Annotated in this window: 20 protein-coding genes; 16 read left to right on the top strand and 4 right to left on the bottom strand. The window is 63.5% G+C overall.

Annotated features, from left to right (window positions below; translation table 11 throughout):
• Positions 1-164 precede the first annotated feature (164 nt).
• Together WCE35_RS18130 and WCE35_RS18135 are read left to right on the top strand one after the other, a co-directional pair.
• A complete protein-coding gene (locus WCE35_RS18130) occupies positions 165-1,445 on the top strand; it encodes a lipoprotein-releasing ABC transporter permease subunit (protein WP_424594705.1) in 1,281 nt (426 codons plus the stop codon).
• A 7-nt stretch (positions 1,446-1,452) separates the two neighbouring features.
• Positions 1,453-2,151 carry an ABC transporter ATP-binding protein gene (locus tag WCE35_RS18135; protein ID WP_424594706.1) on the top strand — a complete coding sequence of 233 codons (699 nt, stop codon included), beginning with the start codon at positions 1,453-1,455 and terminating at the stop codon, positions 2,149-2,151.
• Between the two features lie 2 nt (positions 2,152-2,153).
• Here WCE35_RS18135 and WCE35_RS18140 read toward each other — a convergent pair whose 3' ends face one another.
• Together WCE35_RS18140 and WCE35_RS18145 are read right to left on the bottom strand one after the other, a co-directional pair.
• Positions 2,154-2,423, bottom strand: a complete 270-nt coding sequence (locus WCE35_RS18140) for a DUF3551 domain-containing protein (protein ID WP_424594707.1) — start codon at positions 2,421-2,423, stop codon at positions 2,154-2,156.
• A 120-nt stretch (positions 2,424-2,543) separates the two neighbouring features.
• Positions 2,544-2,834, bottom strand: a complete 291-nt coding sequence (locus WCE35_RS18145) for a DUF3551 domain-containing protein (RefSeq protein ID WP_424594708.1) — start codon at positions 2,832-2,834, stop codon at positions 2,544-2,546.
• 297 nt (positions 2,835-3,131) lie between these two features.
• Between WCE35_RS18145 and WCE35_RS18150 the strand changes: the two genes are divergently transcribed.
• The 4 genes from WCE35_RS18150 to vapC all read left to right on the top strand — a co-directional run bounded on the left by WCE35_RS18150 (position 3,132) and on the right by vapC (position 8,540).
• Positions 3,132-3,872 (top strand): outer membrane protein, encoded by a 741-nt coding sequence (locus WCE35_RS18150; RefSeq protein ID WP_424594709.1) that lies wholly within the window; start codon positions 3,132-3,134, stop codon positions 3,870-3,872.
• 458 nt (positions 3,873-4,330) lie between these two features.
• Positions 4,331-7,837, top strand: a complete 3,507-nt coding sequence (gene dnaE / locus WCE35_RS18155; protein WP_424594710.1) for a DNA polymerase III subunit alpha — start codon at positions 4,331-4,333, stop codon at positions 7,835-7,837.
• Positions 7,838-7,899: 62 nt separating this feature from the next.
• Positions 7,900-8,142, top strand: coding sequence for a type II toxin-antitoxin system VapB family antitoxin (locus WCE35_RS18160; RefSeq protein WP_424594724.1), 243 nt, complete (start codon positions 7,900-7,902; stop codon positions 8,140-8,142).
• The gene (vapC, locus tag WCE35_RS18165) at positions 8,139-8,540 is read left to right on the top strand and encodes a type II toxin-antitoxin system VapC family toxin (protein WP_424594711.1); all 402 of its coding nucleotides are present in this window, start codon (positions 8,139-8,141) and stop codon (positions 8,538-8,540) included. The genes WCE35_RS18160 and vapC overlap by 4 nt, the downstream gene beginning before the upstream one ends.
• Before the next feature lie 53 nt (positions 8,541-8,593).
• Here the strand turns inward: vapC and WCE35_RS18170 are convergent, their stop codons facing one another.
• On the bottom strand, positions 8,594-8,842 hold the full coding sequence (locus tag WCE35_RS18170; protein ID WP_424594712.1) for a type II toxin-antitoxin system Phd/YefM family antitoxin: 249 nt from the start codon (positions 8,840-8,842) through the stop codon (positions 8,594-8,596).
• Positions 8,839-9,132 (bottom strand): type II toxin-antitoxin system RelE family toxin, encoded by a 294-nt coding sequence (locus tag WCE35_RS18175; RefSeq protein WP_424594713.1) that lies wholly within the window; start codon positions 9,130-9,132, stop codon positions 8,839-8,841. Before WCE35_RS18175 ends, WCE35_RS18170 begins: the two co-directional genes overlap by 4 nt.
• A 297-nt stretch (positions 9,133-9,429) precedes the next feature.
• Between WCE35_RS18175 and WCE35_RS18180 the strand changes: the two genes are divergently transcribed.
• The 10 genes from WCE35_RS18180 to WCE35_RS18225 form a co-directional block, all read left to right on the top strand.
• Positions 9,430-10,428: a 30S ribosomal protein S2 gene (locus tag WCE35_RS18180; protein WP_424594714.1), complete on the top strand. Its 999-nt coding sequence runs from the start codon at positions 9,430-9,432 to the stop codon at positions 10,426-10,428.
• 125 nt (positions 10,429-10,553) lie between these two features.
• Entirely contained in the window at positions 10,554-11,507 is a 954-nt protein-coding gene (gene tsf, locus WCE35_RS18185; RefSeq protein WP_424594715.1) for a translation elongation factor Ts, read from the top strand.
• A gap of 36 nt (positions 11,508-11,543) precedes the next feature.
• Positions 11,544-12,260, top strand: a complete 717-nt coding sequence (gene pyrH, locus WCE35_RS18190) for a UMP kinase (RefSeq protein ID WP_424594716.1) — start codon at positions 11,544-11,546, stop codon at positions 12,258-12,260.
• 67 nt (positions 12,261-12,327) lie between these two features.
• Entirely contained in the window at positions 12,328-12,891 is a 564-nt protein-coding gene (frr, locus tag WCE35_RS18195) for a ribosome recycling factor (RefSeq protein ID WP_424594717.1), read from the top strand.
• 41 nt (positions 12,892-12,932) lie between these two features.
• On the top strand, positions 12,933-13,691 hold the full coding sequence (locus WCE35_RS18200; protein WP_424594718.1) for an isoprenyl transferase: 759 nt from the start codon (positions 12,933-12,935) through the stop codon (positions 13,689-13,691).
• Positions 13,688-14,533, top strand: coding sequence for a phosphatidate cytidylyltransferase (locus WCE35_RS18205; RefSeq protein ID WP_424594719.1), 846 nt, complete (start codon positions 13,688-13,690; stop codon positions 14,531-14,533). The genes WCE35_RS18200 and WCE35_RS18205 overlap by 4 nt, the downstream gene beginning before the upstream one ends.
• Before the next feature lie 4 nt (positions 14,534-14,537).
• On the top strand, positions 14,538-15,761 hold the full coding sequence (gene dxr, locus WCE35_RS18210) for a 1-deoxy-D-xylulose-5-phosphate reductoisomerase (RefSeq protein WP_424594720.1): 1,224 nt from the start codon (positions 14,538-14,540) through the stop codon (positions 15,759-15,761).
• A 42-nt stretch (positions 15,762-15,803) separates the two neighbouring features.
• A complete protein-coding gene (locus WCE35_RS18215) occupies positions 15,804-16,955 on the top strand; it encodes a M50 family metallopeptidase (RefSeq protein ID WP_424594721.1) in 1,152 nt (383 codons plus the stop codon).
• 171 nt (positions 16,956-17,126) lie between these two features.
• Positions 17,127-19,682: an outer membrane protein assembly factor BamA gene (gene bamA, locus WCE35_RS18220; protein WP_424594722.1), complete on the top strand. Its 2,556-nt coding sequence runs from the start codon at positions 17,127-17,129 to the stop codon at positions 19,680-19,682.
• A 253-nt stretch (positions 19,683-19,935) separates the two neighbouring features.
• On the top strand, positions 19,936-20,411 hold a 476-nt coding region (locus WCE35_RS18225), incomplete at its 3' end, for an LpxD N-terminal domain-containing protein (protein ID WP_424594723.1).

Below are 20,411 nucleotides of genomic sequence, written 5' to 3' on the forward strand. Positions count from 1 at the left end.
CTTAGAGCGAAAGCCTGCCCCCGGATTTGATCCGGGGTGGATATCGGTTCTCGTAGAGAAAACGTGTCAAAACAACAGGCTTTGGCCGGATAAAGTTTGTCCACCGGGTGCTTATCGTCAGCCAATCCGGCCACATTTGGCCCGAATCATGGGATTATCGAAAGATGAATGAGACCATGAACGAGCCGGTCCGGACCCCGCCTTTTGCGCCATTCGAGTGGCTGTTATCCGGACGTTACTTGCGGGCGCGCCGCAAGGAAGGCTTCATCTCCGTCATTGCCGGTTTTTCCTTCCTCGGCATCATGCTAGGCGTCGCCACGCTGATCGTGGTGATGGCCGTCATGAACGGCTTTCGCAAGGAACTGCTGGACAAGATCCTCGGCCTCAATGGCCATCTTCTGGTGCAGCCGCTGGAATCGCCGCTGACCGACTGGAAGGACGTCTCTGATCGCATCAGCCAGGTGCAGGGAATCCGGCTGGCAGCGCCCGTGGTGGACGGCCAGGCGCTGGCGTCCTCGGCATTCAACGCATCGGGCGTCCTCGTGCGCGGCATGCGCGCGGACGATCTGAACAATCTCACCTCGATCGCCAGGAACATCAAGCAGGGCACGCTCGAGGGATTCGACGAAGGGCAGGGCGTCGCCATCGGCCGCCGGCTCGCGGATCAATTGTCGCTGCACGCCGGCGACAGCATCACGCTGGTGGCGCCGCGCGGCGCCGTGACCCCGATGGGCACGACGCCGCGCATCAAGCCGTACAGAATTGCCGCCGTGTTCGAGATCGGCATGTCCGAATATGACGCCGGCTTCGTGTTCATGCCGCTGCCGGAGTCGCAGGCCTATTTCAACCGCAACAACGACGTCACCGCGATCGAGGTATTCACCGCCAATCCCGACAGGATCGAGGCCTTCCGCAAGCTGGTGACCGAGGCCGCCGGGCGGCCGGTATTCCTGGTCGACTGGCGGCAGCGCAATTCGACCTTCTTCAACGCGCTTCAGGTCGAACGCAACGTGATGTTCCTGATCCTGACCATGATCGTGCTGGTCGCAGCCCTCAATATCGTTTCCGGACTGATCATGCTGGTCAAGGACAAGGGCCAGGATATCGCGATCCTGCGCACCATGGGCGCCTCGCAGGGCTCGATCATGCGGATATTCCTGATCACGGGAGCTGCGATCGGCGTCGTCGGCACGCTGACCGGCTTCTTCGTCGGCATGCTGATCTGCCTGAACATCGAATCGATCCGGCAATTCCTGTCATGGCTCACCAGCACCGAATTGTTCGACCCCACGCTGTATTTTCTCTCAAAGCTGCCGGCCGAGGTCGACTTCGGCGAGACCACCGCGGTGGTGATCATGGCGCTGACGCTGTCTTTCCTTGCGACCCTCTATCCATCCTGGCGCGCCGCGCGCCTCGATCCCGTCGACGCGCTCCGGTACGAGTGAGGACGCGATGGTCGAGGGGGCGGAAGATGTACCGGTTATTTATCTCCATGAGATAAAACGCCAGTACCGGCAGGGCGCGACGACGCTGACCATCCTCAACGGCGCCAAGCTCGCGCTGTGGGCAGGCCAGTCGGTCGCGCTGGTGGCGCCGTCGGGTTCGGGCAAATCGACGCTACTGCATATCGCAGGCCTGCTGGAAAGCCCCGACGAAGGCGAGGTTTATGTCGCGGGCGCGCCGACCTCGGAACTATCCGACATCGAGCGGACCCAGATCCGACGCTCCGATATCGGCTTCGTCTACCAGTCGCACCGGCTGCTGCCGGAATTCTCCGCGCTCGAAAACGTCATGCTGCCGCAGATGATCGGCGGTCTCAAACGCGCCGAGACCGTCAAACGCTCAACCGAAATTCTCGCCTATCTCGGCCTCGGCGACCGCATCACCCACCGCCCGGCGGAACTGTCCGGCGGCGAGCAGCAACGGGTCGCGATCGCGCGCGCGGTGGCGAACGCGCCGCGGGCGCTGCTGGCGGACGAGCCGACCGGCAACCTCGATCCCAACACCGCCGATCATGTGTTCAAGGCGCTGATACAACTGGTCAAGGCGACGCGCGTGGCGATGCTGATCGCGACCCACAATATGGAACTCGCCGGCCGGATGGACCGGCGGGTGTCGATCGTCGACGGCCGGGTCGTCGAGCTGGACTAGCCTCAATAGACCCGGCGATGCCGGCGGGTGTAACGCACCGAAGGGTCGTCATACCCGTTCGCGAAGTACGGATTGGTCTGGCATTGTGCCGAGCGGCCTGACGCCGCCGCGTTGCACTGAGCCAGTGATGTATAGCGGCATTCGTAATAGTCGCCGCCCATGCGGTAGACGTGCAGGCAAACCGGATAGCTTGGGTCGTAGGTTTGAGCCTTCGCCGGTACAGCCGCCGAAACCGCGGCGAAGGCCAAAATCGCCAATGCCGGAATACGCATCAGAACCTCCCGCCGGGCAGTCGGCTGCGCGCCAGTTGGCGGAGCAGACAGGCGGCACACGCTCGCGTCAAATCACGTTCGTGCGTTCCGTGACCGCCATCGTCCGGCGACGGCGTGCGTTCAATAACGGGGATAGTCCGGAAATCCGGATGGAGGCGGCCGGCCCGGGCCGCGATAGGCACGCGGATCGTCACTGTCGCCGGCATAATAGGGATTGGCGATGCAGTACAGCCTGCGTCCGGACGCGGTGGCCTGACATTGTTCGTAGCTGACGAAGGTGCAATTGCTGAGGCCGGGATAGTCGTCGCCCTGGATGCAAAACGGATATCGGGTGCCGACCGCTTCGGCTGGCGCGACGCCCAGTGCCGCGAGTCCGCCCGCGGTCAGTACGGCTAGAATCAGGTTGCGCATCGAAGCTCCTTTGGCCGCGGCGTGGTTGTCATTTCCATCGTTGTAATCCAAGCCGGACGCTGAATTCTCGTCAATGGGTCTCGAATGAAGCAAGCGACGTGATCCGAATTGTGAATTTTCTGCGACCGGATGGAACTCAAAAGTTCCCGAAAGTGCTTGTAACACAACATTAACTTACGTTTTCGCCGAAGTCGTTTCGCGCGCGCTGTTGCAGCCAGGTTACAGCAATCTGGTGCAGATTTGCTATCAGGCTGTAACGGCCCCGGGGGCTGTACAATTGGAACGGGAATCAAAAAGATGAAGAAGGTTTTTCTTGTTACGGCGAGTCTGGTCGCGTTCGGTGCGGTCGCCCCCGCCTCGGCTGCCGATCTCGCGGCGCGTCCTTATACCAAGGCGCCGCCGATGCTCGCTGCCGTCTATGACTGGAGCGGTTTCTACATCGGCGCCAACGGCGGCTGGGGATCGAGCCGCGATTGCTGGCACTCGCAGCCGGGTGGCGCCTCCGAAGGTTGCCATGACGCGACCGGCGGCGTCGCCGGCGGTCAGGTCGGTTATCGCTGGCAGGCCGGCGCATGGGTGTTCGGCCTGGAAGCGCAGGGTGACTGGGCCGACCTGAAGGGTTCGAATGCGAGCCTGGTTTTCCCGGGCTCAACCAACACCTCGCGCATCGACGCGTTCGGCCTGTTCACCGGTCAGATCGGTTACGCCGTGAACAACGCGCTGTTCTACGCCAAGGGCGGTGCGGCGGTGACGTCGAATCGCTACCGGATCAACAACACGGTTGGCGGCGCACTCACCGGCACCACCGGCGACGACACCCGCTGGGGCGGCACCATCGGCGTTGGCCTCGAATACGGCTTCGCCCCGAACTGGTCGGCGGCGATCGAATACGATCATCTGTTCATGCAGGATCGTACCTACAACTTCACCACGCCGGCTGGCGCCTTCTTCGGCTCCGACCGCATCCGTCAGGACGTCGATCTCGTCACTGTGCGCGTGAACTACAAGTTCGGCGGCCCGGTGATCGCGAAGTACTGATCTCGCGCGAACAGCGAGACCATCGAAGCCCCGGGCCGTGCTCGGGGCTTTTTTGATTCGACCAGTGGCGGTTAACCATCGAAAATATTCGCTCAAAGGGCACGTCCGAATCTCTTGACTCCTAGAACAAAAAGGGAACAATGTTCCTCATACGTTCTGGTTTCGGGAGATCGAAAATGTTCAGGATTTTCGTCGAAGAAGCAGCGGCGCTGGCATCGATCACGCTGTTTGTCGGGATGATCGCGGTCTGGGCGCAACTGATCCCGCAGCTCTGATTTTGGCGGGCCGGAACCGACGAATCATGGCCGCTGGGGATAAGCGGGACGGCGCACGCTAATTGGCTGTCGCGCGTGGACTCGGCGCGCCTCAGGCATCACCATAGCGCGGCGAGTCGGATCTGGAAGGTACCAGGGCCCGACGATTGCGCCCACCCCCGATGCAGAGATCCTTCAGCGACCATGTCCAGTGCCGGATTCGTTCATCTCCACGTTCATTCGGCCTATTCGCTGCTGAAAGGCTCGATCAAGATCGCCAAGCTCGGCGAACTCGCAAAAGCGGACCGCCAGCCGGCGCTGGCTTTGACCGATACCGACAACATGTTCGGGGCGCTGGAATTCTCCGACAAAATGGCGGGCTACGGCATCCAGCCGATCGTCGGCTGCGAACTGGCGGTGGATTTCGGCGACATCGACCCCAATGCACGCAATGCGCTTTCCGCCGGGCCTTCGCGAATCGTGCTGCTGGCGGCGCGCGAGCGCGGCTATCGCAGCCTGATGCGGCTGAATTCGCGGGCGTTTCTCGAAACGCCGGTGCATCAATCGCCGCACGTCAAGTTCGAATGGCTGGCTGGTGAAACCGAGGATCTGATCGCGCTGACCGGCGGTCCCGACGGGCCGGTCGCGCTGGCGCTCAACGCCGATCATACAGCTCTTGCAGCAGCGCGCTGCGACCGGCTGGCCGGCCTGTTCGGCGACCGCCTCTATGTCGAATTGCAGCGCCATGGCGTCGAGAAGGAACGCCGCACCGAAGCCGGCCTGATCGATCTGGCCTTTGCCAGGGGATTGCCGCTGGTCGCGACCAACGAGCCTTATTTTGCAACCAGCGACGATTACGAAGCCCACGATGCGCTGTTGTGCATCGCCGGCGGGCGCCTGGTGGCCGAGACCGATCGCGATCAACTGACGCCCGATCACCGCTTCAAGACCCGCGCCGAGATGGCGGTGCTGTTCGCCGACATCCCGGAAGCGCTGGCCTCGAGCGTGGAGATCGCCGAGCGCTGTTCGTTCCGGCCGCTCACGCGCAAGCCGATCCTGCCGCGGTTCACGGTCGGCGCGGGCAGCCATGCGGCCGACGCTGAAAGCGAGGAGGCCGCGGAATTGCGCCGCCAGGCCGGGGAGGGCCTGAGCCATCGCCTCAGGGTGCACGGGCTCTCGCCAGGCACGACCGAGGAAGACTATCGCGCGCGGCTTGCCTTCGAGCTCGATGTCATCACCCGCATGAACTATGCGGGCTACTTCCTGATCGTCGCCGATTTCATCAAGCACGCGAAGTCGGAGGGCATTCCAGTCGGGCCGGGGCGCGGCTCCGGCGCCGGGTCGCTGGTCGCCTATGCCCTGACCATTACCGATCTCGATCCGATCCGGTTCGGTCTCCTGTTCGAGCGCTTCCTCAATCCCGAGCGCGTGTCGATGCCGGATTTCGATATCGACTTTTGCCAGGACCGCCGCGGCGAGGTGATCGATTACGTGCAGCAGCGTTACGGCCGCGACCAGGTGGCGCAGATCATCACCTTCGGCACCCTGCAGGCGCGGGGCGTGCTGCGCGACGTCGGGCGCGTGCTGCAGATGCCCTATGGGCAGGTCGACAAGCTCACAAAACTGGTGCCGCAGAATCCCGCCGCGCCGGTGACGCTGGCGGCGGCGATCGCAAGCGAACCCAAACTGCAGGCGTTCCGCGACGAGGACGCGGTGGTGGCGCGTGCCTTCGACATCGCGCAACGCCTCGAAGGCCTGACCCGGCACGCATCGACCCATGCCGCCGGCATCGTGATCGCCGACCGGCCCTTGAGCGAGCTGGTGCCGCTCTACCGCGATCCAAAATCCGACATGCCGGTGACCCAGTTCAACATGAAATGGGTCGAGCCGGCGGGACTGGTAAAATTCGACTTCCTCGGCCTGAAGACGCTGACGGTGCTCGATGTCGCCGTCAAGCTGCTCAGGCAGCGCGGCGTCGAGGTCGATCTGGCGACCTTGCCGCTCGACGACGCCAAGAGCTACCAGATGCTGGCGAGGGGCGATGTGGTCGGCGTGTTCCAGGTGGAAAGCCAGGGCATGCGCCGCGCGCTGGTCGACATGCGCCCGGACCGCTTCGAGGACATCATCGCGCTGGTGGCGCTCTATCGTCCCGGTCCGATGGCGAACATTCCGACCTATTGCGCGCGCAAGCATGGCGACGAGGAGCCGGAATATCTGCATCCCTTGCTGGAGCCGATCCTGAAAGAGACCTTCGGCGTCATCATCTACCAGGAACAGGTGATGCAGATCGCCCAGGTGATGGCCGGCTACTCGCTCGGCGAAGCCGACCTGTTGCGCCGCGCGATGGGCAAGAAGATCCGCGCCGAGATGGAGCAGCAGCGCGAGCGCTTCGTCGCGGGCGCGGTCAGCAACAACGTACCGAAAGGGCAGGCGGAAACCATCTTCGAACTGCTGGCGAAATTCGCCGACTACGGCTTCAACAAGAGCCATGCGGCGGCCTATGCGCTGGTCTCGTATCACACCGCCTACATGAAGGCGCATTATCCGGTGGAGTTTCTGGCGGCGTCGATGACGCTCGACCTCAACAACACCGACAAGCTCTCCGAATTCCGCGCCGAGGCGCAGCGGCTCGCCATCAAGGTCGAGGCGCCCAACATCAATCGCTCGGGTGCGACGTTCGAGGTCAGCGACGGCACCATCCATTACGCGCTGGCCGCGCTGAAGGGCGTCGGCCCGCAGGCGGTCGAATTGATCGTCGAGAAGCGGCGCGACGGGGCGTTCACCTCGCTGGCCGATTTCGCCGCGCGCGTCAGTCCGCGCGCGATCAACAAGCGCATCGTCGAAAGTCTCGCCGCCGCCGGCGCCTTCGACACCATCGATTCCAACCGCGCGCGGGTGTTCGCGGGCGCGGAGGCGATTCTCGCGGCCTGCCAGCGCAGCCATGAGGCGGCGACCATCGGGCAGAACGACATGTTCGGCGGCGCGCCCGACGCGCCGACCATCATGCTGCCGCAGGTCGAACCGTGGCTGCCGGCCGAGCGGCTGCGCCGCGAATACGACGCCATCGGCTTCTTCCTGTCCGGCCATCCGCTCGACGATTACGCCGGTGTGCTGAAGCGGCTGCGGGTGCAATCCTGGGCGGAGTTTTCGCGCGCCGTCAAAACCGGTGCGACCGCGGGCAAGGTCGCGGCGACCGTGGTGTCGCGCATGGAGCGGCGGACCAAGACCGGCAACAAGATGGGCATCATGGGCCTGTCAGATCCCACCGGCCATTTCGAAGCGGTGCTGTTCTCCGAGGGCCTCGCGCAATATCGCGACGTGCTGGAGCCTGGCGCCGCGGTATTGTTGCAGCTCGGCGCCGAACTGCAGGGCGAGGACGTCCGCGCCCGGGTGCTGCATGCCGAGCCGCTCGATGCCGCCGCGGCCAAGACCCAGAAGGGTCTGCGGATCTTCGTTCGCGATACCAAACCGCTCGATTCCATCGCCAGGCGGCTGAACATGCCGGAAGCGGCGGCGGGCGCGCAAGCCCGCACCCCGCCAGCCAAGCCGATGCCGGCACCATCGGGCGGCGATGGCGACGTCTCGCTCGTCCTCATGCTCGACCTCGAGACCGAGGTCGAAATGAAACTGCCCGGCCGTTTCAAGGTCTCGCCGCAGATCGCCGGCGCGATCAAGGCGGTGTCGGGCGTGGTGGACGTGCAAACGCTGTAGGGGCAAATTGAGCTTGTGCGCAGGATAATCGTTGTGGATTTCTATTGCAGGTCTGGGTGTGTATGATAATATCATTCATACACATAGCCCCGAGATCGCCAGTGCGCACAAATATCGAAATCGACGATACGCTCATGGCTGAGGCCCAAAAGGCATCGGGGCAGGCGACCAAAAAGCAGACGGTCGAGCAGGCGCTTCGCTTGATGATCAGATTGCGGCGACAGCAGCAGGTCGACGCCGCGTTTGGCAAATACCGCTGGCGCGGCGACCTCGCTCGAAGCCGCAAGGGGCGGGGAACCGGTTGATCGTCGTCGACAGTAGCGTATGGATCGACTTCCTCAATGGTCGCCATGCGCCCCATGTTTCAGCGCTGCGGGCGTCACTAGGCACGGATGAGATTATCGTCGGCGATTTGATGCTTTGCGAGGTTCTGCAGGGCCTCGACGGCGAACGGGCGGCTCGACAGGTCGAATCCCTGCTGCGCCGCTTTGAAATCGTGCCGATGGCCGGAGACGCGATCGCCGTGGCCGCGGCCCGCAACTTTCGCGTCTTGCGCAGGCGTGGCATCACCATCCGCAAGACCATCGACCTGCTGATTGGGACCTGGTGCATCGAAAACCGCCGGCCGTTGCTGCACAATGACGGCGATTTCCACCCGATGGCGCGGCATCTTGGATTGATTGAGGTGCCGGCGGCGGTCTGATTCCGGTGTCCCGCGGGTGGATGCGCGCACGCTATGCGGAGAGGGCTAACTGGCTATTCGGCGTCGAGGTCTTCCAGGCGGACCCCGTGTCCGGCGCGCAAACTGTCCCGTGCCTGTTCGATGCGCCGCAGGAATCGGGGATCATGCTCCAGCCGGTACTCGAACCAGTCCTCTTCCGATTCGAAGCCGATGAGCACGCCCGCCGGCTTGCCGTGGCGCGTGATGACGATTTCCTGCGTCTCCGCCTCGCGAAGAAACCGCGAGAGATCATCCTTGATCTCCGAGAGCGGCACTTCCTTCATTCCTGATTTCCGAACTGTGCGAGCCATGACTCGGCCTCCGATTTCGATACGATCGCCAAGATTTCGACGATTGCGTCGGAAACATCGTAAAATACTCTCACATCACCGACGCGCAGTCGATACTGCGGACGTCGCAATCCCCGCAATCGCTTGATCCGGCTCCGGCTGGCTTTCCCGGGTTCGTGCCGAAGATGCGTTTCGAGCGCACTCCGCACCGTCGATCGAACGTTCGCCGAGAGCCTTTCCAGGTCTTCGACGGCTTCCGGGGCAAGGACGACGGCGAAAGCCATTCTGGCCAGATTATAGCCAGATTTCCAGGTTCGTCAAAGCATGATCTACGAGGCGCGGACGAAATGGATGTCCTCGTGCCGAGTCCGAATTTGCCGATCGATTCAAGACCAAATCCAATGATTCAGCCGCCCCAAGCCCCGAAAACCACCCGTATTTCCTTGCTTCCCGTCAAAATCCGGCTATATACCGCGCCATCTCACACGGAAACATGGCTCAAAAGGCCGTCCGGTGGCAGCCGGGCCGTAAGGCTCGTTTGCTCACACGTTTCCGGAGGAACCAACCGGAGAACCGAACCTATGGCGCTACCCGATTTCTCTATGCGTCAGCTGTTAGAGGCTGGCGTCCACTTTGGCCACCAATCGCACCGCTGGAATCCGAAGATGTCGGAATTCATCTTCGGCGCCCGCAACAACATCCACATCATCGATCTCGCCCAGACCGTGCCACTGCTGCATCGCGCGTTGCAGGCGATCAGCGATACCGTCGCCAAGGGCGGCCGTATCCTGTTCGTCGGCACCAAGCGGCAGGCGCAGGACGGCGTCGCCGAAGCGGCCAAGCGTTCGGCGCAGTATTTTGTCAATTCGCGCTGGCTCGGCGGCACCCTGACCAACTGGAAGACGATTTCCGGTTCGATCAAGCGGCTGCGCCACCTCGATGAGGTGCTCAATTCCGGCGATGCCAGCGCCTACACCAAGAAGGAGCGGCTGACGCTGCAGCGCGAGCGCGACAAGCTCGACCGTTCGCTGGGCGGCATCAAGGAAATGGGCGGTCTGCCCGACATGATTTTCGTGATCGACACCAACAAGGAAGACATCGCGATCCAGGAAGCGCGGCGGCTCAACATTCCCGTCGCCGCGATCGTCGATACCAATTCCGACCCCAAGGGCATCACTTATGTGGTGCCGGGCAATGACGACGCCGGCCGCGCCATTTCGCTGTATTGCGACCTGGTCGCCCGCGCCGTCATCGACGGCATTTCGCGCGCGCAGGGCGAGTCGGGGATCGATATCGGCGCCTCCGCGCACCCGCTCCGCCAGGAAATTCCGGCAGCGCCGCAGCCGACCGGTTTCCAGGGCCTGGCCGGGCCGCGCGGCACCGCCGACGATCTCAAGAAGCTCACCGGCGTGTCCGGCGCGATCGAGAAGAAGTTCAACGACCTCGGCATCTTCCACTACTGGCAACTGGCCGAACTCGACCACGACACCGCGCACAACATCGGCGAGGAGGTCGGACTTCCGAGCCGTGCCGATGGCTGGGTCGCCCAGGCCAAGGCCATGACCGCGGAAGCGGAATAACGGTAATTCGGTGTGGCCGGGTCGCCCGGCCACCGCGCCAATTCCCCGACTGAAGCAGTCCCTGTCGCTGGCGGCGGCGCGCGCGAGAGCCGCGGTCTCTTGACAGGTAAAAAGGAAACTCGACGATGGCAACGATCACAGCAGCGATGGTCAAGGACCTCCGCGAGTCGACCGGCGCGGGCATGATGGATTGCAAGACTGCGCTGACCGAGAGCGCCGGTGACATGCAGGCCGCGCAGGATTGGCTGCGCAAGAAGGGCCTGTCGAAGGCTGCCAAGAAGGCGGGCCGCGTCGCGGCCGAAGGGCTGATCGGCGCCGTCACCGCGGGCACCAGGGGCGTCGTGGTCGAGGTCAATTCCGAGACCGATTTCGTCGCGCGCAACGAGCAGTTCCAGGGCCTCGTCAAGATGATCGCCCAGGTCGCGCTTCAGGTCGGCGCCGACGTCGAAAAGATCAAGGCGGCGAAGGTCGGCGGTGTCACGATCGAGACCGCGATTGCGGACGCGATCGCGACCATCGGCGAGAACATGACGCTGCGCCGCGCGGCCTTGCTGGAAGTCGGCAAGGGCGTGGTGTCGAGCTACATCCATAACGCCGTGATCGAAGGCGCCGGCAAGATGGGCGTGATCGTGGCGCTGGAATCCGCCGGCAAGACCGATGAGCTCGCACTGCTCGGCCGCCAGCTTGCGATGCATGTGGCCGCCGCCAATCCGCAGGCGCTGGACCCGGCCGGCCTCGATCCCGCGATGGTGAAGCGCGAAAAGGACGTGCTGGCCGACAAGTACCGCCAGCAGGGCAAGCCGGAGAACGTGATCGAGAAGATCGTCGAGTCCGGCCTGAAGACCTATTACAAGGAAGTCTGCCTGCTGGAGCAGGCCTTCATCCATGACAGCGGCAAATCGGTGGCCCAGGCGGTCAAGGAAGCCGAGGGCAAGATCGGCGCGCCGGTGAAGATTACCGGCTTTGTGCGCTATGCTCTGGGCGAGGGAATCGACAAGCAGGAATCCGATTTCGCAGCCGAGGTCGCGGCGGCCAGCGGACAGAAGAAGCCGCCGGGAGACAACGCGACCGTCTCGTAGGCCGAAGCTTCCGTCGGATAAGGAAAGCGATTCGCAATGGCTGAGCCGGTCTATCGTCGCGTGGTGATCAAGCTCTCGGGCGAGTATCTCGCAGGCAGCCAATCCTTCGGCATCGACCGGCCGACAGTTGACCGGATCGCCGACGAGCTGATCGCGGCCCTTGAGCTTGGCACCGAGGTCGCGGTAGTGGTGGGCGGGGGAAACATCGTTCGCGGCGTCGAAGTATCCTCCCGCGGCATGTCCCGGCCGACCGCCGACACCATGGGCATGCTCGCTACCATGATGAACTGCCTCGCGCTGGAGGCTGCCATCGAAGGCAAGGGGACGCCGGCGCGGACCTTGTCGGCCTTCGTGATGCCGGAGATTTCCGAGCTGTTCACCCGCAATGCGACGCACAAATACCTCGCCGAGGGGAGGATCGTTTTGCTCGGCGGCGGGACCGGGAATCCGTTCTTCACGACCGATACCACGGCGGTGCTGCGCGCGGCCGAAATCGGCGCGCAAGCCGTGCTGAAGGCCACCAATGTCGACGGCGTCTACAGCGCCGATCCGAGGAAAGACTCCTCGGCCAGGCGTTTCGACCGCCTGACGCATTCGCAGGCGATCGAAGGCGGCTACAAGGTCATGGACGCGACCGCATTCGCGCTTGCCCGCGAGACGTCGCTGCCTATCATCGTATTCTCGATCGCCGAGCCGGGCTCGATCGGCGCGATCTTGCGCGGAACCGGCCACGGCACGGTCGTCGCCGGCTGACGCGCTGGCGTCGAACCGCACGGCGGTGACGGCGACAGCGACTGGATCTTAAGGAGGGGAGAGCGCTATGCCCACGCCTGGTTTTGACATCAACGAATTGAAGCGACGCATGCAAGGCGCCACCCAGGCGCTCAAGCATGAATTGGGCGGATTGCGCACCGGACGCGCCGCGGCGTCCATGCTGGAGCCGGTGCAGGTCGAAGCCTACGGTTCCCATATGCCGCTCAACCAGCTTGCGACCATCAGCGTGCCCGAGCCGCGGCTGCTTTCGGTGCAGGTGTGGGACAAGTCCATGGTCAAGGCGGTGGAGAAGGCGATCGTCGATTCCAACCTCGGCCTGAGCCCGGCCACCGAAGGGCAGGTGCTTCGTTTGCGGATTCCCGAACTCAACGAAGAGCGCCGCAAGGAACTGGTGAAGGTCGCGCACAAATATGCGGAGGCCGCCAGGGTCGCCGTGCGGCATGTCCGCCGCGACGGGCTCGATATCGTCAAGAAACTCGAGAAAAACCACGAGATTTCCGAAGACGATCAGGAACGCCTCGCCAATGATGTGCAGAAGGCGACCGACGGAATGATTTCGGAGATCGATCAGTTGCTCGCGGCCAAGGAAAAGGAAATCCTCACCGTCTGAGGCCGAGGATGGGCTTTAACGACAGGCCAAAGGATTGATCGATGTCGAATCTCGCCGCCCCAGCAACGGAAGCACCGGATCGCGCCGGCAGTCCGTTGCATGTGGCAATCATCATGGACGGCAACGGCCGCTGGGCGGCCGCGCGCGGTTTGCCGCGCGCCGAAGGCCACCGCCGCGGCGTCGAGGCATTGCGTCGCGTCGTTCGCGCCGCGCATGAACTCGGCATCCTCTATTTGACGATCTTTTCATTCAGCTCGGAGAACTGGTCGCGGCCCGCGACCGAGATCGGCGACCTGTTCGGCTTGCTCAGGCGTTTCATCCGCAACGATCTGGCGACGCTGCACCGTGACGGGGTGAGGGTACGTGTGATCGGCGAGCGCGAGGGGCTGGAGCCGGACATCTGCGCGCTGCTGAACGAAGCGGAAGAACTGACCAGGGGCAACACCAGGCTCAATCTCGTCGTCGCCTTCAACTACGGATCGCGTCAGGAAATCGCCAACGCGGCGCGACGGCTGGCGTGCGAAGTGGCCCAGGGAAAACGCGACCCCGCCTCGATCGACGCCGATGCGCTCGGGCAGTATCTCGATGCGCCCGACATTCCCGATCCCGATTTGATCATCCGCACCAGCGGCGAGCAGCGGCTGTCGAACTTCCTGATGTGGCAGGCGGCCTATAGCGAACTGGTGTTCGTGCCGATCCACTGGCCGGATTTTGACAAGGCCGCGCTTGAAGGCGCGATCGCCGAATATGCCAGACGGGAGCGCCGTTTCGGCGGTCTGGCCGCGAAAACCGGATCGTGACCGAGGGTGAAGCCGCGCCGGCGGCGACTGAACCAGGCGCGCGCAATCTCCTGATGCGCGTGATCGCAGCGCTCGTGCTGGCGCCGCTTGCCATCGCCATCGCCTATGCCGGCGGCGTGCTGTGGACCGTGCTGGTGACGCTTGCCGCGATCGGCCTTTACGTGGAATGGCTGACGATCGTGAGCCCCGCGCGCGAAAGCGGCGTGGTCGTATCCGGCGTGGCCGCGCTCGCGGCCGCCGGGCTTTGCCTCCTCTTGGGCGGGATCCACGCCTCGTTCGTCGTCCTCGCGGCCGGCTTGATCGCCACGGTTTTGGTCTCGCCAACGCGGCGCAACTGGACTGCGACGGGGTTTTGCTATGCGGCGGCGGCCGAGATCGCCTCGGTGCTGGTTCGGCTTGATGAAGCAAAAGGATTCGTCGCCCTGATGTTCGTCCTGCTGATCGTGTGGGTGACCGACATTGGCGGCTATTTCGCCGGCCGCGGCATCGGCGGGCCAAAATTGTGGCCGCGGGTCAGCCCCAAAAAGACCTGGGCGGGGGCGATCGGCGGCTTTGCCGCGAGCCTCGCCGTGGCCGCCGGTTTCGCGGCGTTCGATCTTGGCAAGATGGGCCCGTTGCTGCTGCTGGGCGGGTTGCTTTCGGTGGTCTCGCAGCTTGGCGACCTGTTCGAATCCGCGGTGAAACGGCGTTTCGGCGTCAAGGACTCCAGCCACATCATTCCCGGCCATGGCGGGTTGCTGGATCGCCTGGACGGATTTGTCGCGGCCGTCGTGGTGGCGGCGATTTTCGGCTTTCTTCGGCATGGCGCGGATGGCGTTGGCCGCGGTCTTATGGTTTGGTGACGGGATGAGCGCAGTTCCATTGCGTAACAACAAGGCCGCGGCGTCCGCCGTGCGTTCGGTGACGGTGCTGGGCGCCACCGGCTCGATCGGCGACAGCACCATGGATTTGCTGCGGGGCGCGCGCGACCGCTATCAGGTCGAGGCGCTGACCGCGAATGCCAACGTGTCGGCGCTGGCCAGTCTCGCCAAGGAATTCGGCGCGCGATTTGCGGCGGTGGCCGATCCGGCGCGCCTTGGTGAGTTGAAGCAAGCCCTGGCCGGGACGGGCATCGAGTGCGGCGCCGGCGAAAGCGCGATCATCGAGGCGGCCGCGCGCCCCGCGGACTGGGTGATGGCCGCGGTCAGCGGCGCGGCCGGGCTGAAGCCGGCGCTGGCCGCGGTGGATCGCGGCGCGACGGTGGCGCTGGCCAACAAGGAATGCCTGGTCTGCGCCGGCGATTTCTTCATGCAACGCGCCTTGAAAGCCGGCGCCTGCGTCCTGCCCGCCGATTCCGAACATAATGCGCTGTTTCAGGCGCTGGGCGCGGGAAACCGCGAGGAACTGGTGCGCGTGATCATCACCGCGTCCGGGGGACCGTTCCGGACCTGGACGGTCGCCGACATCGAGCAGGCGACGCTGGCGCAGGCCCTGAAGCATCCGAACTGGAGCATGGGCCAGAAGATCACCATCGATTCCGCCTCGATGATGAACAAGGGGCTCGAGGTCATCGAAGCCTCTTATTTGTTTGCGCTGACGCCGGACGAGATCGATGTCCTGGTGCATCCGCAGTCGATCATCCACGGCATGGTCGAATTCTCGGATCGTTCGGTGGTGGCGCAATTGGGCGCGCCGGACATGCGCATACCGATCGCGCATTGCCTCGGCTGGCCCGATCGCATCGTCGGGCCGTCGGCCAGGCTGGATCTCGCCAGGATCGGGCAATTGACCTTCGAGGCGCCGGACCTCGAACGGTTTCCGGCGCTGCGGCTTGCCTACGACGCGCTGCGCACCGGCCGCGGCGCGACCACGGTGTACAACGCCGCCAACGAGGTGGCGGTGGCGGCATTCATCGCAGGCCAAATCAGATTCGGCGCCATTGCGCGTCTGGTCGAGACCACCATGAACGACTGGATCCGCTCCGGAAATCTGGCGCCGCTGACGTCGGCGGACGATGCGATTTCCGTTGACCACAATGCGCGAAATAGGGCTGCCTCCCTATTGCCTCAAATTGCCTTAAAGGCATCCTAGAGGGTTGGAGCGGGGCCGTTGGCCTTCGTCGAGGGGAATCACATGTCTGAGCTTTTTCTTCATAGTTTCAACACGTTGAGCCATGGGCTCATCGGTTACATCATTCCCTTTTTGTTTGTCCTGACCATCGTCGTATTCTTCCATGAGCTCGGTCACTTCCTGGTCGCCCGCTGGGCCGGCGTGAAAGTGCTGACATTCTCGCTCGGCTTCGGGCCGGAGCTCGCTGGCTTCAACGACCGTCACGGCACCCGCTGGAAGATTTCCGCCATCCCGCTCGGCGGTTATGTCAAATTCTTCGGTGACGACACTGAAGCCTCGACGCCGTCGTCCGAGACGCTGGCGTCGATGACGGCGGAAGAGCGCGCCGGCAGTTTCCATCACAAGAAGGTCGGACCGCGGGCGGCGATCGTCGCGGCCGGTCCGATCGCGAATTTCATCCTGGCGGTGGTGATTTTCACCTGCCTGTTCACCTTCTTCGGCAAGCCAAGCACGACGGCGCGCGTGGACAAGGTGGAAGCGGGCAGTGCGGCTGCCGGTGCGGGTTTCCAGGTTGGCGACGTCGTGACCGCGATCGACGGCAAGGCCATCGGCAGCTTCTCGGACATGCAGCGGATCGTTGGCGCTCATGCCGGAGATCAGCTGTCCTTCACGATCAGGCGTGGCGATTCCACGGTTCAGTTGCGCGGCACCCCGGAACTTCGGGAAGTGAAGGATCCGTTCGGCAACACCCATCGGCTGGGCGTCCTGGGCATTACCCGCGCCACCTCGCCTGGCGATACCTTGACCGAACCGGTCGATCCCGCGACCGCGCTTTGGCTGGGCGTCAAGGAAACCTGGTTCGTGGTTGACCGGACGCTCGCCTATATCGGCGGCGTGTTTGCCGGCCGTGAGGCCGCCGATCAGGTCGGCGGTCCGCTGCGGATCGCGCAAATCTCGGGTCAGGTCGCCACCATCGGTCTGGCCGCCCTGATACACTTGGCTGCGGTACTCTCGATTTCGATCGGTCTGTTGAACCTGTTCCCGGTGCCGTTACTGGATGGCGGTCACCTTTTGTTCTATGCGATCGAGTCGGTCCGCGGGCGCCCTTTGTCGGAGCGGGCGCAGGAGATGGGGTTCCGAATCGGGCTTGGCCTGGTGCTGATGCTGATGGTGTTCGCCACCTACAACGACATTCTGCATCTGGCGGCATCCTGAAGCGGCTTTTTTGTGACGTTGCCGATGGGCAACGTCCTGGACCGAAAATGGAATCGCATGGCGATGTCGGTTTGCCGCCCCGGCGAAATTGGTTACAAGCGGTGCAACGAATGAGAATCTGTCGGGCTGCGGGGTGCGGTCCGGCGATGGAATGATAAGGGCGCGTTGCGCATGATGGTTGGAATGCGAGTGCGGGGGGGTCTGCTTGCCGCCTTGGTCATGGTCGCCGTGCCGGTGGCTGCCACGCTGGCGGCCGGGCTTTTATCCGTGCCGGCGGCTGCCCAGACGGTGTCGTCGATTGCCGTCGAGGGCAACCGGCGGGTCGAGGTCGATACCATCCGCTCCTATTTCAAGCCCGGTCCGGGCGGGCGTCTGTCTCAGGCCGAAATCGACGACGGCCTCAAGGCGCTGATCGAAACCGGCCTGTTCCAGGACGTCCGAATCAACCAGGCCGGCGGCCGGATCGTGGTGGTGGTGGTCGAAAACCCGGTGATCGGCCGCATCGCCTTCGAGGGTAACAAGAAGGTCAAGGACGAGCAGCTGTCGGCGGAAATCCAGTCCAAGCCGCGCGGCACGCTGTCGCGTCCGATGGTGCAGTCGGACGCCCAGCGCATCGCCGAGATCTACCGGCGGTCGGGCCGCTACGACGTGCGGGTCAATCCGGAAATCATCGAGCAGCCGAACAACCGGGTCGACCTCGTCTTCACCATCACCGAAGGCGCGAAAACCGGCGTCAAATCGATCGAATTCATCGGTAATGTCGCCTATTCGTCCTATCGCCTGCGGGACGTCATCAAGACCCGCGAATCCAACCTGTTGAGCTTCCTCGGCGGCAATGACGTCTACGATCCGGACCGGGTCGAGGCCGACCGCGATCTGATTCGCCGCTTCTATCTCAAGCACGGCTTTGCTGACGTGCAGGTGGTGGCGGCGCTGACCGAATACGATCCGGAGCGCAAGGGTTTCCTCGTCACCTTCAAGATCGAGGAAGGCCAGCAATATCGCGTCGCGACGGTCGATTTCCAGTCCTCGATCGGCACGCTCGATGCGAACTCGCTGCGCGGCTTCTCGCGCGTCGGCATAGGCTCGCTCTACAACGCCGAAGCGCTGGAAAAGTCGGTCGAGGAAATGCAGATCGAGGCGTCGCGGCGCGGTTATGCGTTTGCGATCGTGCGCCCGCGCGGCGACCGTAATTTCGAGAACCACACGGTTTCGATCGTGTTCGCGATCGACGAAGGCCCGCGGACCTATATCGAGCGCATCAATGTCCGCGGCAATACCCGCACCCGCGACTATGTGATCCGGCGCGAATTCGATCTGTCCGAGGGCGACGCCTATAACCGCGCGCTGGTCGACCGCGCCGAGCGGCGGCTGAAGAATCTCGACTTCTTCAAGAGCGTCAAGATCGTGACCGAGCCGGGCTCCTCGAGCGATCGCGTGATTCTGATCGTCGATCTGGAGGAGAAATCCACCGGCGACTTCTCGGTCTCGGGCGGCTATTCGACCACCGACGGCGCGCTCGCCGAAGTCAGCATCTCCGAGCGCAACTTCCTCGGCCGCGGCCTCTACGCCAAGGCGTCGGTAACCTACGGCCAGTACGCGCGCGGCTACTCGCTGTCGTTCGTCGAGCCCTATTTGCTGGACTATCGCGTCGCGCTCGGGCTGGATTTGTACCAGCGCCAGCAACTCGCCAACAGCTTTATTTCCTATGGCACCAAGACGCTCGGCTTCAGCCCGCGATTGGGCTTCAGCCTGCGCGAGGATCTCGCGCTGCAGCTGCGCTATTCGATCTATCAGCAGCAGATCCAGCTGCCGAACACGCTGGCGAATTGCAACAACAACCTGAACAACGGTTTGCTTGCCTTCAACCCGACGCCGGCGTTTGCGCAGTTGAACGGGGTTCCTGCTGGTGGAACGATCAATGGCGTTACGGATGCTTCCGGCACCGGCCTGTGGTGCTTCAGCGATGGCGAGGCTTCGCTGCCGGTCCGCAAGGAGCTGCAGAGCGGCAAGACCCTGACCTCGGCGCTCGGCTATTCGCTGAACTACAACACGCTCGACAACAACAAGAACCCGACCGAAGGCTTGCTGGTCGATTTCAAGCAGGATTTCGCCGGCGTCGGCGGCGACGTCAGCTACATCAAGTCCGCCATCGACGCGAAATACTATACGCCGCTGGTTTCCGACATCGTGGGATTGATCCATGCCCAGGGCGGCATTCTGAACCAGTTGGGCAACAACGAGTTGCGGATGCTCGACCACTTCCAGATGGGTCCGAACCTCGTCCGCGGCTTTGCCCCGAACGGCATCGGCCCGCGCGATATCAATCCGTTCGGAACCCGCGACGCGCTCGGCGGCACCAAATATTGGGGCCTTTCGGCGGAATTGCAGATGCCGTTCTGGTTCCTGCCGAAGGAAGTCGGGCTCAAGGGCTCGATCTACGCCGACGCCGGCGGGCTGTTTGACTATAAGGGGCCGACGTCATGGGCGCAGACCGGCGAAGTCAATGTTCCCGGCTGTATCGCGCCGACGACCAATCCGACCAGTCCTGGAACTTGCCTCGGATTGCAATATGATGACAGCAAGGTCGTCCGTACCTCGGCAGGTGTCGGCCTGATCTGGGCGTCGCCGTTCGGCCCGCTGCGCTTCGACTATGCGGTTCCGATTACCAAGGGCAGGTTTGACCGCGTGCAGCAATTCAGGTTCGGCGGCGGAACATCGTTCTAGGGCATGATCCGGAAAAGTGGGAACCGGTTTTCCGAAAAGCATGCCCTCGGGCTCGACCCGAGGGATCATGCTCGAACAAGAGAGATTGGATCATGATCCGATTCGATCGAATCGGATCGCGATTTAAAGCGTTTTCAGGCGAAGTCGGTACCGGGTCGCGTGAAGAGAACGCGTCAAAACAAAAAAGAGCTCGGTTCTGATTGATCCGAACCGAAACTCCGATGCGAGCGCCGGCCGGACTGCGACGGGTGGAATGGCGCAGCCGATATTCTTCAAAAGACCCCCTTCGTCGACGCTGGCTGACCTGGCCGCGCTGACCAAGGCGCATTTGGCAGACCCGTCGCGGGGCGGCCACGAGATCAGGGGTTTGGCCTCGCTCGACGAAGCCGGTCCGATGCATCTGGCGTTTTTCGACAACCTCAAATACGCCGGTCAGCTCGCCTCGACGAAGGCTGGCGCGTGCCTCGTCGGCCCGCGATTCGAAGCCCAGGTGCCGGCCCATGTTGCCGTGCTGCGCACCACCCAGCCGTTCCGCGCCTTCGTCAAGATCGCGCGCGAGTGGCATGGCGATGCGCTGCGCCCGCAGTCCTGGTTCGACAATGACGGCATCGCGCCGTCAGCGATCATCGACGCAACAGCCCATCTGGAAGACGGCGTGATCGTCGATCCGCTCGCGGTGATCGGCCCGAGGGTCGAGATCGGCGCCGGCACGGTGATCGGCGCCGGCGC

The sequence above is a fragment of the Bradyrhizobium sp. genome (assembly GCF_049691595.1).
In the GTDB taxonomy this organism is placed as follows: Bacteria; Pseudomonadota; Alphaproteobacteria; order Rhizobiales; family Xanthobacteraceae; genus Bradyrhizobium.

Coding starts and splice junctions, on each gene's coding strand:
- frr (WP_424594717.1), top strand. CDS start 12,328: ATGCCCACGCCTGGTTTTGACATCAACGAATTGAAGCGACGCATGCAA.
- WCE35_RS18215 (WP_424594721.1), top strand. CDS start 15,804: ATGTCTGAGCTTTTTCTTCATAGTTTCAACACGTTGAGCCATGGGCTC.
- WCE35_RS18145 (WP_424594708.1), bottom strand. CDS start 2,834: ATGCGCAACCTGATTCTAGCCGTACTGACCGCGGGCGGACTCGCGGCA.
- dnaE (WP_424594710.1), top strand. CDS start 4,331: ATGTCCAGTGCCGGATTCGTTCATCTCCACGTTCATTCGGCCTATTCG.
- WCE35_RS18150 (WP_424594709.1), top strand. CDS start 3,132: ATGAAGAAGGTTTTTCTTGTTACGGCGAGTCTGGTCGCGTTCGGTGCG.
- WCE35_RS18170 (WP_424594712.1), bottom strand. CDS start 8,842: ATGAAGGAAGTGCCGCTCTCGGAGATCAAGGATGATCTCTCGCGGTTT.
- bamA (WP_424594722.1), top strand. CDS start 17,127: ATGATGGTTGGAATGCGAGTGCGGGGGGGTCTGCTTGCCGCCTTGGTC.
- WCE35_RS18200 (WP_424594718.1), top strand. CDS start 12,933: ATGTCGAATCTCGCCGCCCCAGCAACGGAAGCACCGGATCGCGCCGGC.
- WCE35_RS18135 (WP_424594706.1), top strand. CDS start 1,453: ATGGTCGAGGGGGCGGAAGATGTACCGGTTATTTATCTCCATGAGATA.
- WCE35_RS18160 (WP_424594724.1), top strand. CDS start 7,900: ATGATAATATCATTCATACACATAGCCCCGAGATCGCCAGTGCGCACA.
- WCE35_RS18130 (WP_424594705.1), top strand. CDS start 165: ATGAATGAGACCATGAACGAGCCGGTCCGGACCCCGCCTTTTGCGCCA.
- WCE35_RS18180 (WP_424594714.1), top strand. CDS start 9,430: ATGGCGCTACCCGATTTCTCTATGCGTCAGCTGTTAGAGGCTGGCGTC.
- dxr (WP_424594720.1), top strand. CDS start 14,538: ATGAGCGCAGTTCCATTGCGTAACAACAAGGCCGCGGCGTCCGCCGTG.
- tsf (WP_424594715.1), top strand. CDS start 10,554: ATGGCAACGATCACAGCAGCGATGGTCAAGGACCTCCGCGAGTCGACC.
- WCE35_RS18140 (WP_424594707.1), bottom strand. CDS start 2,423: ATGCGTATTCCGGCATTGGCGATTTTGGCCTTCGCCGCGGTTTCGGCG.
- pyrH (WP_424594716.1), top strand. CDS start 11,544: ATGGCTGAGCCGGTCTATCGTCGCGTGGTGATCAAGCTCTCGGGCGAG.
- WCE35_RS18175 (WP_424594713.1), bottom strand. CDS start 9,132: ATGGCTTTCGCCGTCGTCCTTGCCCCGGAAGCCGTCGAAGACCTGGAA.